Below are 12,238 nucleotides of genomic sequence, written 5' to 3'. Positions count from 1 at the left end.
CCGGTTCCACGCTGCAGTGAGAGCAAGCTCCCGTGCCCACGGAATCGAGCGGCGCATCGCGGGCCCCTCCATGTCGACAGACAGATCCTTCACCCGTATCCGACGTAGCCGGAGGGCAGTTGGTTCCCTCGATCCGAGAAAATCTCCGCGGGCCGACCGAACTTGCGAAGTCTGCCATCCTCGGTGCGGAGTAGGCGAACCTCCCGCAGGATCGTGGGGTGCGGACCGGCCTGTGCGGCGGTTGCGCGGGTTCGTGACCGTCGGTAACGTCTGCCGGGCCGGCAGCAGGGGGCGGAGACGCCGGTCCTCCCCGGGGCCGGACTACTGGTGGTATCGGCGGTGGAGGTCGGCATTGGTGATCGCGGGGAAGCGACGGCTGCTGATTGCGCTGGTCGGTGGGGCGGTGCTGGCGCTGACGGGGTGTGAATCGTCCACCACCGAGGGGGAGGCGACGGCGACGACTCCGAGTATGGCGGCGAGTGTGCCGACGGGGTTCGATCCGTGCACGGATATCCCGCAGAGCGTGCTGGACGCGGAGGGGCTCCGGATGAAGACCGACGACGATTTCGGCGCGGGAGGGGTCGAATGGGAAGGGTGCCAGTGGGCGAAGGTGGATGGCTACGCAGCCAGCATCCAGACCACAAATCTCACTATCCAGATGGTGCGTGACAAGGGCTTTCCCGGCACAGTCGAATTCACGGTCGATGGCAGGCAGGCAATTACTTCACAGCGGCAGGAAACCCACACTGAAGCCGCTTGTAGCGTGAACGTGGAATTGACCGGTGGCAGTCTGGAATTCTCGTTGAGCAACCCGCCGTCTCGCAGTGAAACCGGGCACTTGGACACGTGTGAACTGGCGCGATCGCTGGCCGAAAAGGTGGTTCCGTCGATACCGGCGGGCGCGTAATCGATGGGGTATCCACTCTACTGGGGAGGTAAAGGTAATGAGTGAGGAGCCGGCACCCCGGCCTATGGCCAACATGCTCGCTGCTGCGAACGAAGGACAAGTGACGGTCCAAATGTCGCCAGAGGAATTCATCTACCTTGATCGTGACTGCGAAACTTTCAAGTTGGCGATACAGCAGGTCCAGGGCAGCGCAGAACAGATATCGCAAATGGAACATTGGGGTTTGGGGGAGGCGAACGATGATCTGTATTCGGCGCGGGCAATGGTGGGGCGCTACAAGGTGAAGGCGAAGGGTGCGCCGGATGGAAACGGTGTATGGGAGATAATGGAGCAGCACTATCTGATCGTCGAGGATATCCAGAATGTTTATCGCACCATCCGTGATCGCATAATGCAGGCTGATAGCGAATGGGCGGCCGCATACAACTCGTTGAGCGCCACTCTCCCCGAACGTCCGCCCGTCGGACCTACTCCCGGTCCACACATCCTCCCTGACGGATCCACCAGGTGAATAACGTGCCCGACTATGAGGAACCGATAATCCATGGTGGCGGGGAGGTCCCCGAAGGCTGGGATCACCCCAAGATCAGTAGGGCGTTCAGCCCGCTCGACATCAAAGACGCGACCGATCAGGCAGACAAGTACTGGCAGATGCGGAATGTGTGGGAGGAGGGGGTCGAGACCTTTGTCCGGTCCGCTGAGGCCTCGCTTGCGGAGGCATGGTCCGGACCAGCCGCCGAACAGGCCAAACAAGCGATCAAGGATTACATAGATAAGCATGCCCGTCCGGTGACCCCCGCGCTCGAAATGCTGTCACAAGGTGTTCGCAGTGCAGCTACTTCCATCGAGAATACGAAAAAGGGCATCCCTGAACCGATGGACGCCGGAGATAGTTGGGTAAACAGGACGTGGAACGGGTTCTGGCACGACGAAGAGATCAGTCGGCGAACCGATGAAGCGCGTGAGGCGATGAAGAGCCGATACGTTGAACCGTTCGGGACACTCGATACCCAGATCCCGGTGATTCCCGTCCCGATCGGCCCCACCTCGACCGCCGATATCCCCGCACCCCCGCCCGGCGGCTACAACACCGATACGGGAAACCCCTCGACCACAACCTCGGGCAACCCCAACGGCACCGCGCCCGGCGAAACCCCCACCGGTGAAACGCCGGGCACCACCGAGGAAGAGACGCAGAGCAAAACTCCCGGGGACGACCCGACGACCCCATCGACCACCACATCTCCGGGTGAAACAGCTACCGCACCGGCCGGGACCCAACCACCGACCACGCCCACGGTTCCGGCAGGCACGACGCCGGCTGGGGTCACCACCGGGCCTGGTTCGCCGGGTGGCGCACCGCCTGGAACAGAGACCCCTGGGCCGGGGCGTACGGTCCCTGGTGCCCCGAACGCTGCTCCTGGCGGCCCGGCTGGTGTCGCCGCCGCCACCGGGACCACGGCAGCCGGAACACGCGGTATGACCGGTATGCCCATGGGAGGGGCGGGCGCTGGTCGGGGCGGCGGCCAGGACGACGAATCGAACCGCTCGATACCCGACTACCTGATCAATCAGGAGAATACCGACGAACTCTTGGGTGATATTCCCCCGACCATCGAGGGCGGCGTGATCGGCTCCAATCCGGAGTAATTGCGGCGGTTTTCGATAGGGCCGAGGATCGCCCGGCCACCGGGAGCGCCTCCTCCGGCGCGGGCGCGCCCGGGCATTGCCGATTTGCCGGAAGCGCTGTTTCGGATTTGGAAAAGGGAACGACAGATGTCCGAGTGGACCTGGGAGCAAGACGATTTCGCGGCGCTGTGGTACAGCGACGCCTACGACAGGTTTCCCAGCCCGCTGCGCTACACCAGCCGATTCACGTTCAACGATGAACTCCGCGCGCATCGGGTCGCAGTGCGGGAACGGTATTCGCGCGAAGAGCGTGCCGCGATCCAGGTGGCGCTGGACACGCTGGGTACATCGGGAATGCGTATCGCAATATTCGGCGGCACCGTTGCGCACAAACGCAGCACCGGACGTACTGATATGCGTGACTACCGAATCATCGGCGCCCGCACGGACGCCCATGCCGTAACGTTGACCCAGGCCGGAAACGCAGACGATTTCGGTTCCATCCAGCTGCGACTGTTCCGTCCGGAGAATCTTGCGGCCCGATTGGTCTCCGCATTGCCCGGCTGCGCACCGGGGTCCGCTGAACCAGCGACCTTTCATCCCGGCGATCTCGAACCGCGCACGGAGCAGTTCGAAGATCCCCGGCGTACTCGCTCGCGTGACGCGTACCGGCGGCTGGTCGGCCGGGAAGCCGATGGAGGAGGGTGCGCGGTCCTGCGTATCGGGCGGTACGACGCGGCTACGGATCCGATTCGCACCCTGGAGTGGTACGACATCACCGGCGACGGCCGCTACACCGAACAGCGTGGCAATCATGTGACGGTGCGTCCGGCTACACCGGCAGAGTTCACCCGGCATTTCAGCAGGTGGCTGGACTTCGCTTGGAAGCGGTTGGAAGAGGAACGCGCCGACGTCTGGTGAGCTGCCCGGCAGCGCGGGTTCCGCTGCTCGAAATCTGCCGCCGCCGGCGGGCGAACGCCGACCGTCGCCGCCGTGTCCTTCCGTTACGGCGCTCACCGGGCCGAACTCGAATCCGGGTGCGTGGTACCCAGGCGTAGCAGCGCGGCATGGTTGTTCTCGTCGAGGGCGAGCGCGGCGGTCCACAGGGAAGCATCCAGGCTTTCGGGGATCCGCCAGCTCTCCGGTGGGGTCGCAGGCAGGTGGAGGAGGATCGGTTCCAGGTCAGGGACGTGCCGGGGAACGACCGCCCACCATTGCCGACCTGTTGCGTCGATGATGACGGCCGCAATCAGGTCCTCGGTGTCGGGTAACCGGTCGGCCACGGTCCGGACCGGCTCGGGAATATGGCGGTTATTCGCACTCGGGTCCAGCTGATCGGCGAACACCGGAAAGACGAATCCGAATCCGAACATGCCGGCGCCGAGAATGGTTCGTAGTTGGGCTGCTTTCACGTGAAGCGGATTAGGCTCGTCCGCCTTGCGATCGTGATCCAATTCGACTCGTACGCAGTCGGTGTCGATCGAGTGGCCGTCGAACCGGAAGCCGTACAGCATGGGTAACAGTCCAGCGGGCATGGCGAGCAGATAGTGCGCGGTGATCTCCGCGATGGATTCGTCGTCCGGATACTGGATGGTACTCATCCGGTGCGGCCTTCCGGCATGGCATTCGCCCAGAACTCGTGGCGGATCGCATCCCATAAACGGGGGTGCTCGGGGAACCGTTCACGCATCTCGGCCAGGTCCGGGATGTACGGGCCGACTATCGACAGCTCGACCGGGGCGCCGGACGACAAGCGCACCCGGAGGATGCGGATACTCGCGCGATCGCAGCGCCATGCGGCCGACCAGCCGTCGACCTCGGTGTACCGGGTGCCTTGATCTGCCGGACGTGTCGCGCGCGGGAACCTTGTGATGGTCCGGTCGGCGAATGCTCCACTGCGCGGACCGGTGTGCGCTGGGGCCGCCAACCCATTCGCGTTGATTCCGAACCAGGTCCGGTTCGCTCGGCCGGTACTGCGCATCCGCGGTAATGATCCTTTGCGCCAACGGCTTCCGTGTCTCTCGGGCATGTGGTTATGTTGCTGCACGTCAGAGGCTTGGAATATCTCGATGAGGGGCCCTCGCAGGTTTGGTGTATCTGCCCAGCACGACTCCCAGGGCACGCCTACGATGATTCTCGACCTGAGAAACGCCGAGCGATTCCATTGAGAAACAAGGGGAGGCGCTATGCCGAGCAAGGCGGATCTCAGCGGCACCACGCTGCCGCGGCGGCAACTCGGGCGGGCGTTGCGCGATGCCCGCCACGCACTCGGGTCCACGTTGGACCAGGTGGCGCGGGAGACCGAGTTCAGCCGGGCTACGCTCAGCCGGATCGAGCTGGGGCAGTACGAGAAGATCAAGGTCCGAGAGGTCGAGTACCTTTGCCGTTACTACGGTCTGGCGGAGCGACGGGCCGAGTATCTGATGGATCTTGCCTCAGAGGCGAGTTCCAAAGTCTGGTGGCAGGACTACCGGCGGTACCTCAGTGATGGATTCAGTTCCTATCTCGAACTGGAGCACTACGCTACGGATTTGAAGTTCTATCAGCCCCTGGCTGTCTCCGGGTTGTTGCAAACACCCGACTACGCCAGGGCAATCTTTCGTGCGTTCGCCCCTGATGATCCGCAGTCCGAGATCGACAGGCGTGTCGAAATGCGGATCCAACGCAGAGCGCGCCTACTCAAGCGGCGCTGCGATATTCAACTCGAGTTCGTCCTGCACGAGAGCGTCCTGCACACCGTTGTCGGATCGAACCGAGCCATGGCTGCTCAGTGCCGCCATCTTGCCGATCTGGGCACTCGCGACGGTCTCGTCATCCGGGTCATGCCCTTCTCCGCAGGTCTCCCCACCGGCGGGGTAATTCCACCGTTCATCGTCCTCGACTTCCCGGACACCGAGCCTTCTGTGGTGCACGCCGAGGGCGCGATCGGCGGGATGATGTTCGAAGACGACGACGATATGAAGCGGTTTCGGTCGCTGTATGAGCAGTTACGGACGGCATCACTCGACGAACAGATGTCACGTGATCGGATCAGGAAAATAGCAAGGAGATATGAGCAATGACTATCGGTCTATCTGATGCAGAGTGGTTCAAGTCGTCGTACAGCGGCGGAGATGGAGATTGCGTCGAAGCTGCCTGGCTCGACGCGGGGCTTGTCGGTGTTCGCGATTCCAAGAACCCGACCGGGCCCGCGCTGGTGTTCAGCCCGGCAGAGTGGACGGCCTTCACTGCCGGGATGAAGGGCCATGGGGGTCTCCGCCTTTCGCGCTGATCACCATCGGCCGGGATTATCGCGGGCCGACGAGCTTCTGTACGCCCGCGAGTTCATCGACGAGTACGGCATCACGGCTCGAGAGTGGTGTCATCAACTGATCGGCGTCGCGCCGGTCACGGCGAGAGACAGGGACCAGAGCCGGGCCGCCTCGTCCGGTGCGATGGCGTATGCGCGGACGCCACCGTCGTCCATGGGTGTTCCTGGGGCGGAAACATAGGCAACATCGCAGTCCTCCAGATAGAGGCCGCCGCGGTTGTCGAGGAGCGGGGACGTGGCGGCCCACAGGCCGGTGGCGGCCCCCTGGGAGGGGGTCTTGAAACCATCGCCGATGACGTTGCCGTGTTCGTCCACCCAGCCGCGGTCGATCTGCTCCTGGAGGGGCATCTCCCGCTGGAGCCCGGTGATGATCTTTCCGGGATGGAGGGCGAATGCCCGGACGCCGTCGCCTTTCCCGAGGGTGTCGAGGTGCACGGCGAACAGAGCGTTGGCGGTTTTGGCCTGGCCGTAGGCCAGCCACTTGTCGTAGCCGGTACGGAAGTGCGGGTCGTGCCAGCGGATGCCGGTCAGGGTGTGCCCGGCCGAGCTGTTGACGACGACGCGCGCGCCGTCTGCGGCGGCCAGGAGCGGGTAGAGCTCGCAGGCGAGGGCGAAGTGCCCGAAGTGGTTGGCGGTGAGCTGGCCTTCCCAGCCGGGCCCGACCCGCCGCTCGGGGGTGGCCATGACTCCGGCAACGCCCATCAGGAGATCGAGCGCGTCGAGCCGGTCGCTGAGGTGCGCGCAGGCTGAACGGACGCTGTGGATGTCGGTCAGGTCCATGGGGATGACCTCGCAGTTTTTCATCTCCTTCAGAGCGGCACGGGCAACATCTGGGCGGCGGGCGGGAACGATGACCCGGACTCCGGCGGCCGTCAGAGCCCGGGTGGTCTCCAGGCCGAGCCCGGAGTAGCCCCCGGTCACCACGGCCGTCTTGCCGGAGAGATCGAGGCCGGCCACGACGTCCTCGGCGGTAGTGGAAGCGGAGAAGGCCGAGCCGAGCGGCTGCTGATCAGTAATGGTCATGCCGCCGACGCTACGATCTAGAGCGAGGTCTAGATCAAGTCCAGGAGTGAGCGGGATGACGACCACCGAGGCTGCCGGGCAGTCGCTGAGCATCGGCGAGGTAGCCGAGCGGACCGGACTGAGCGTGCACGCGCTGCGCTTCTATGAGCGCAAGGGCCTGCTTGTCGGGCCGGTCCATCGCACGTCGGGCGGCCGACGGCGCTACACCTCTGTCGATGTCGAGTGGCTGCTGATCTGCGTCAAGCTCCGCGAATCCGGTATGCCGCTCGCCGACCTCGAGCACTTCGCCGAACTCGTGCGCCGAGGACCGGGCAACGAGGAGGAACGTTTGCGACTGCTGGACGCCCATCGGCAACGCGTCGACGCACAGATCCAGGCGCTGGAGGAGTGCCGGTCCGTCATCTCCTGGAAAGTCGGCGTCTACGCCGAGCACCTTGCCCGCGGTGAAGCCGACGGGCTTTGGGACCCGACGATCTGAAGCAAAGGCAACCGCGTCGGTGAACTCTCCGTGGCCGCAAGCGGTTCCGCCATCCCCGGATCGGGGAGCTCGCCCTCGACTACGTCGCCATATGCGCACTCGACGACCCGGATATGCCCATGATGATCAACAGCACGCCCACGGGATCCGATACCGCCGCCGACCTGCGGCTGCCGGCAGCGCTGACCGCGTCGGCCGAGGTAGCGCGAAGGTAGGCTGCGGATGGTGGCGGCGCCGGGCCGTCCGAGGCGAGGTTGGGGAGGACAGTGCGTAAGAGGTTCAATACCACCGGGCCGTGTTCGCCGAAGCGGCATTATATGCTGCCCGCGCTCGAGCGTGTGCCCGATGCTCGCCGGTACATCGACAACGGCGACTACTTCGTTGTGCACGCGCCCCGGCAGACCGGTAAGACCACGAGTCTGGCCGATCTTGCGCGTACCCTCACCGCTGAAGGCGACTACTTCGCGGTGCATTTCTCCTGCGAAGCGGCCAGTGCATTCGGGAACGACATCAGTGCCGTCGAGCAGGTAATCCTGGACCGGATCCGCGCCGCGACCCTGGCGGCTACCGACCGACCCGAATTGCAGCCGCCGGACCACTGGCCGGATGGCACGCCCGGTACCGCTTTGGCCAACGCGCTGACCGATTGGGTTTCCCGATGCCCGCGCCCGCTTGTGCTGTTCTTCGACGAAATAGATTCCCTCACCGGTGCCGGATTGATCAACGTGTTGCGGCAGCTTCGCGACGGCTACACCATCAATCGTGAAGGTTTCGTGCATTCGGTGGTGTTGTGCGGGTTGCGCGATGTGCGGGACTACAAGGCCGCAGCTGGTGGAGACCCCACTCGGCTGGGGAGTTCGAGTCCGTTCAACATCAAGGTCAGGTCGATCCGGATCGACGATTTCACGCGTGCTGAAGTGGCCGCGCTGTACGCACAGCACACCGCGGAAACCGGGCAGGAATTCAGTGACCGGGCACTGGATTTGGCGTACTTCTACACCCAGGGTCAGCCCTGGCTGGTCAACGCGCTGGCTGCCGAGGTCATCGAGGAGATGGGTATCGAGTCGACGATCACCGAGGACCATATCGATCGGGCCAAGGAGCGTTTGATCGTGGCTCGTGCCACCCATCTGGATTCGCTGGCCGACAAACTCACCGAAGCCCGGGTACAGCGTGTGATCGAACCGCTCATCGCCGGTGTGCACCCTACTGTCGACTCCACTTTCGACGACGCATTCGGGTATGTGGCCGATCTCGGGCTGATCGCCCCGGACAGTCCTGTGCGGATAGCCAATCCGATCTACAAAGAGGTCATCGTCCGAGTTCTGGGCTCAGGCATAGAACGTGTGATCACTGCGGCACCGGCCGGTTTCCGGCTTTCCGATGGCCGCCTGGATTTCTCTCTGCTGCTCACCGAGTTCGCCTCGTTCTGGAAACTGCACGGCGAAATACTCTCCGGCGACCAGAAATACCACGAGGTCGCACCACAAATGGTGCTTATGGCGTTCCTGCATCGAATCGTCAACGGCGGCGGTTACGTGGACCGCGAGTACGGTGTGGGCCGCGGCCGGATAGACCTTCTCGTACGCCAGCCCTACACCGACAGTGCCGGCCGCCGTGCCGTTCAACGTGAAGCGCTCGAGCTCAAAGTCTGGCGGGATGACGACCAGACAGACCCGCTGGCGCAGGGGTTGGTCCAACTCGACAGCTACCTCGACCGGCTGGAACTGTCTACCGGGGTCTTGGTGATCTTCGACCGTCGTCCGAAAGCCGCACCGATCACAGAACGCACACAGTTCAGCGACGTCATCTCACCTGCGGGCCGCAGCATCGTCCTCCTGCGCGCCTGATCGGCGCTCCGATCCGAGACGGAGGGCTGGTTCGCCGTCCGTACGGCGCTGGGGTGACGGTTGCGGAATTCGGCTCGTCCGGACGGAGTTCCGGTGCCGGGTCCGAACTCGGGTCGCCGGCAGTTTCACGTTCAGGACATCGTCGACTGCCCCAAATTTGCCGGCGGGGTCGCGGCGCTTCTGGCGGGATCTTCTCTCGAAGAGGCTCACTCGCAAGTTCATTCGCAGTGACCTCGACATGGAGGCCCTGTTTCGCGGCATGCGGGATTGTTGCCACGGAGGGCTCCCGACCTTGATCGCCCAGTGGTCATCGACTTCGGCACCTGCGGGGTCGGCGACCCGGTCTTGTCCGACCGTCGGCGGACCGATGACGGCGGGGCCGACACGCCCGCCACCGTCATCCTCCGGGACTGGTGGGCCGTGGCCCCGCTAGGCAAGTGACAGCGCAGACTATTCGGCCAGCCATTTCGCGATCCATCCTTCGTTCTGCGCTGAAATCACCTGTTCGCACTGCTCGACGAGGGCATCGTCGGTGTCGGGTACGCCACTGCGATGACCGATCGTGATCGCCTCCAGTTCGGCTGCGGCCCGGGAGAACTCCAACTCCTGGTAGGCGTATCTGGTGGAGGCGACGTGCGCCGCGACAGCCGCGGTCACAGTGGTTACGGTTGCCACCCATGCGGAGGCCCATCCTGCCGCGAAGACGACGGAGATCGCACCGAGTACGACGGCGATCGCGGCCAAGGTCAACTCACACCGGCGAATCCGGCGGATGCGCCTATGCACCTGGGCGGCCCTGGGGCGGTAGTATCCTTCGATCTGGCCGGCCACTCGGGTGCCGATGTAGGAATCGACATCGGAAACCTCAGGCAGAGAGCGTGCTAGAGGCGTAATTCCGATGGTCCAGGGAAGCAGGTCGGCGGCTTCGTCGGCGCTCCGGCCTACACGATCGAGGAGTTCAGCGGAGGCATCGCCGTCGCGATAGGCGCCGACTCCCGCCAGCGCCATGTACACCTCGCTTTTCAGTCTCTCACTCACCGAACGCAGGCGGGTCCACTCCTGAATATTCTGCGGTCCCGCATATTTGGTGGTCAACGGAATGAACCCCACAGCGACAGCGGATAACAACGCCAATGCCTTCCCGGTGCCGCTGCTCCACGCCATCAGCTGGGTCGCCGCGGTTGCCGCACATGCCCCGATAATCCCCAGGATCAGACCGGCCGCTCGATATCTCTCGATCGACCGCTTCACTCGATCAGCCGCCTGTGACCACACGCTCTGGCGATCCCATGCCCACCGCACAGCGGATTCCGTCGCACCTTCCACCCCGCCATTGTCTCAACTACACTGCCAAAAAGCAGTGGGGTGCAACAGAATACGGGAGGGCGGCACATTGGTTTCGCCGAACACAACCGAGGAAGGCCCGCAACCGGCCGCCCGTTCCGCTCGTCCACCAGCGACGATCGAACAATCGCCGGGACGGGGTCGCCGGTACGAAACACTGGGCTGGGTCGCTCTCACAATCGGCGCAGCGGGGATCGGTGTCCAGGTCGGAGAGGCGACGACGTCCGATCTCGTGATCTGGATCATCGGTGCGGTGCTGACCGTCGTCGGCGCCTGGGCCATACTGCGCGGACGGCAACACCTGGCGCCGGTTCTGCCCTCTCTGCAGAGCCTGCCTCCCGGTGAGCGAACCGTGTTGTTCCTGCGCGCATTCAACGCGGACGCCACATTTTTCCGGCCGGTCGCCGCCCGCTTCTACTGGCTGCGTTCCGTGCTCACCGGTCAGCCGACGACCGCCGCGGACCTGCAAACCGAAGAACAGCAGATCGCCACGGCTGTCGCCTCGTTCGGCCGCATGGTTGCACTCGGCAACCCATCGGAGACCTTGCCACCGCTGGGTGCGCAACGCTCGTATGCCGACGACCACACGTGGCAGGCCGAAGTGCTCGGCGCACTCGATCGCGCCGAACTCGTGGTCCTGGCGATCGGAGCGACCCGCAACCTGAGCTGGGAGGTCCAGCAGGTGGTGGGCCGGAACAACCCCACCCGCCTGGTCCTGACGGTGGGCCACGACCGCGATGCCTACTCCTACTTTCAACAGGCGCTGGGCGCCCAGTTCCCGCGCGGGCTACCGGATTACCCGGCCCTCAGCATCCGCCAGAAACTTCTGAAAGCCCCGTCGGTACGCGCGGTGATCTGGTTCGACGCCGACTGGACACCACACGTCGAGGTGCTGGCCGCGTGGGTGCCGATCATCAACTTCGCGCGCCGAACACAGCGGACCATGCGCCGTTCCCTCGGAGAGGTCTTTCATCGGGCGGGGCTGCCGAGACGTCTCACGCCCACCACCCCGCGCCCATCAGCCGTGCCCGTCGGAATCGCACTGGTCGTCGCGATGTGGGTTTTGCCGTTCGTTCTGTTCGCTGCCGCCGTCCGGGTTGCCGAGCGGCTGATGGCCGGCGCTGTCGACGAATCCTCGGGGCTGGGAGATCTGTCGTCGAGCATATCCGCAATGTTCTACGTGGTTGTTCTGGCTTCCCTCCTGCCCTGGTTCCTGATCCTGATCCTGTGGATGTGGCGGGTGTGGCGCGGTGGCCCGCTGGCGATCGGCATCGCTCGGATCTGGGGTGTGTGGGTGGCCGTCCTGCTGGCTACTCTCATGTTCTGGCCGATGCCCAGCAACGATGATTCCTCGAGCCGAACGGAGAACTCCTACTCCGAGGAAACGAGTTCACCACCGACCATTTGGGATGATTCGGAGGAATTCCCCGGCTCCTGGACCCTCGACGGTTTCGACGACTCCGGAAACAGCGGTAACAACGGTTACAGTGGAGTCCCCGACGACACCGGCACCTCCGACCAGAACGGCTTCCTCTTCGAGGACGAAGAATCCACAACCACCTCGGCCGGAGGGGCGAACGAGTTCCTGCCGCTGATCCCACTCGGGTTGATCCTGTGCGCCTTCCCACTCGGCGCGACCTGGTTGCTCACTCGCCGGGAGGTTCGCGAGTGGGTGGACTCCCGGCTGTGACCAGGTT

The 12,238-nt window shown here is 64.2% G+C and carries 13 protein-coding genes and 1 pseudogene; 10 read left to right on the top strand and 4 right to left on the bottom strand.

Annotated features, from left to right (window positions below; all coding sequences use genetic code 11):
* Positions 1 to 355: 355 nt before the first annotated feature.
* From QH196_RS10225 to QH196_RS10210, 4 genes are all read left to right on the top strand, one after another.
* Entirely contained in the window at positions 356 to 907 is a 552-nt protein-coding gene (locus tag QH196_RS10225; protein WP_280415523.1) for a DUF3558 domain-containing protein, read from the top strand.
* Between the two features lie 37 nt (positions 908 to 944).
* Positions 945 to 1,418 (top strand): hypothetical protein, encoded by a 474-nt coding sequence (locus QH196_RS10220; protein ID WP_280415522.1) that lies wholly within the window; start codon positions 945 to 947, stop codon positions 1,416 to 1,418.
* Positions 1,415 to 2,557: a hypothetical protein gene (locus QH196_RS10215; protein ID WP_280415521.1), complete on the top strand. Its 1,143-nt coding sequence runs from the start codon at positions 1,415 to 1,417 to the stop codon at positions 2,555 to 2,557. Before QH196_RS10220 ends, QH196_RS10215 begins: the two co-directional genes overlap by 4 nt.
* Before the next feature lie 126 nt (positions 2,558 to 2,683).
* Positions 2,684 to 3,457 carry an ESX secretion-associated protein EspG gene (locus QH196_RS10210; protein WP_280415520.1) on the top strand — a complete coding sequence of 258 codons (774 nt, stop codon included), beginning with the start codon at positions 2,684 to 2,686 and terminating at the stop codon, positions 3,455 to 3,457.
* 92 nt (positions 3,458 to 3,549) lie between these two features.
* On the opposite strand, the gene QH196_RS10205 is transcribed toward QH196_RS10210, so the two are convergent.
* Together QH196_RS10205 and QH196_RS10200 are read right to left on the bottom strand one after the other, a co-directional pair.
* A complete protein-coding gene (locus tag QH196_RS10205) occupies positions 3,550 to 4,137 on the bottom strand; it encodes a hypothetical protein (RefSeq protein WP_280415519.1) in 588 nt (195 codons plus the stop codon).
* Positions 4,134 to 4,517: a hypothetical protein gene (locus QH196_RS10200; protein WP_280415518.1), complete on the bottom strand. Its 384-nt coding sequence runs from the start codon at positions 4,515 to 4,517 to the stop codon at positions 4,134 to 4,136. Before QH196_RS10200 ends, QH196_RS10205 begins: the two co-directional genes overlap by 4 nt.
* 205 nt (positions 4,518 to 4,722) lie before the next feature.
* Between QH196_RS10200 and QH196_RS10195 the strand changes: the two genes are divergently transcribed.
* Complete coding sequence (locus QH196_RS10195; protein WP_280415517.1) at positions 4,723 to 5,598, top strand: helix-turn-helix domain-containing protein; 876 nt, start codon at positions 4,723 to 4,725, stop codon at positions 5,596 to 5,598.
* Positions 5,595 to 5,807, top strand: a complete 213-nt coding sequence (locus QH196_RS10190) for a DUF397 domain-containing protein (protein ID WP_280415516.1) — start codon at positions 5,595 to 5,597, stop codon at positions 5,805 to 5,807. Before QH196_RS10195 ends, QH196_RS10190 begins: the two co-directional genes overlap by 4 nt.
* Before the next feature lie 93 nt (positions 5,808 to 5,900).
* Here the strand turns inward: QH196_RS10190 and QH196_RS10185 are convergent, their stop codons facing one another.
* Positions 5,901 to 6,869: an SDR family NAD(P)-dependent oxidoreductase gene (locus tag QH196_RS10185; RefSeq protein WP_280415515.1), complete on the bottom strand. Its 969-nt coding sequence runs from the start codon at positions 6,867 to 6,869 to the stop codon at positions 5,901 to 5,903.
* A 55-nt stretch (positions 6,870 to 6,924) separates the two neighbouring features.
* Between QH196_RS10185 and QH196_RS10180 the strand changes: the two genes are divergently transcribed.
* The 3 genes and pseudogenes from QH196_RS10180 (at position 6,925) to QH196_RS10175 (ending at position 9,197) form a co-directional block, all read left to right on the top strand.
* Positions 6,925 to 7,347, top strand: coding sequence for a MerR family transcriptional regulator (locus QH196_RS10180; protein WP_280415514.1), 423 nt, complete (start codon positions 6,925 to 6,927; stop codon positions 7,345 to 7,347).
* A gap of 41 nt (positions 7,348 to 7,388) precedes the next feature.
* Positions 7,389 to 7,562: pseudogene (locus tag QH196_RS32510) on the top strand (hypothetical protein); the annotation flags it as partial.
* A gap of 123 nt (positions 7,563 to 7,685) precedes the next feature.
* Complete coding sequence (locus QH196_RS10175) at positions 7,686 to 9,197, top strand: AAA family ATPase (protein ID WP_280415513.1); 1,512 nt, start codon at positions 7,686 to 7,688, stop codon at positions 9,195 to 9,197.
* 450 nt (positions 9,198 to 9,647) lie between these two features.
* Here the strand turns inward: QH196_RS10175 and QH196_RS10170 are convergent, their stop codons facing one another.
* Positions 9,648 to 10,472, bottom strand: a complete 825-nt coding sequence (locus tag QH196_RS10170; protein ID WP_280415546.1) for a DUF4231 domain-containing protein — start codon at positions 10,470 to 10,472, stop codon at positions 9,648 to 9,650.
* Between the two features lie 301 nt (positions 10,473 to 10,773).
* Here QH196_RS10170 and QH196_RS10165 point away from each other — a divergent pair, with 301 nt between their 5' ends.
* Complete coding sequence (locus QH196_RS10165) at positions 10,774 to 12,231, top strand: hypothetical protein (protein ID WP_280415512.1); 1,458 nt, start codon at positions 10,774 to 10,776, stop codon at positions 12,229 to 12,231.
* The last annotated feature ends 7 nt before the right edge of the window (positions 12,232 to 12,238 follow it).

This window comes from Nocardia carnea, assembly GCF_029868325.1.
Lineage (GTDB): Bacteria > Actinomycetota > Actinomycetes > Mycobacteriales > Mycobacteriaceae > Nocardia > Nocardia carnea_C.
Note: the sequence above shows the minus strand (reverse complement) of the source record. Positions and strands in the feature narration are given on the sequence as shown.

What these genes read in the sequence shown, in the direction of transcription:
- QH196_RS10220 (WP_280415522.1), top strand. Translation starts at nt 945, where the DNA reads ATGAGTGAGGAGCCGGCACCCCGGCCTATGGCCAACATGCTCGCTGCT.
- QH196_RS10210 (WP_280415520.1), top strand. Translation starts at nt 2,684, where the DNA reads ATGTCCGAGTGGACCTGGGAGCAAGACGATTTCGCGGCGCTGTGGTAC.
- QH196_RS10205 (WP_280415519.1), bottom strand. Translation starts at nt 4,137, where the DNA reads ATGAGTACCATCCAGTATCCGGACGACGAATCCATCGCGGAGATCACC.
- QH196_RS10200 (WP_280415518.1), bottom strand. Translation starts at nt 4,517, where the DNA reads ATGCGCAGTACCGGCCGAGCGAACCGGACCTGGTTCGGAATCAACGCG.
- QH196_RS10195 (WP_280415517.1), top strand. Translation starts at nt 4,723, where the DNA reads ATGCCGAGCAAGGCGGATCTCAGCGGCACCACGCTGCCGCGGCGGCAA.
- QH196_RS10190 (WP_280415516.1), top strand. Translation starts at nt 5,595, where the DNA reads ATGACTATCGGTCTATCTGATGCAGAGTGGTTCAAGTCGTCGTACAGC.
- QH196_RS10185 (WP_280415515.1), bottom strand. Translation starts at nt 6,869, where the DNA reads ATGACCATTACTGATCAGCAGCCGCTCGGCTCGGCCTTCTCCGCTTCC.
- QH196_RS10180 (WP_280415514.1), top strand. Translation starts at nt 6,925, where the DNA reads ATGACGACCACCGAGGCTGCCGGGCAGTCGCTGAGCATCGGCGAGGTA.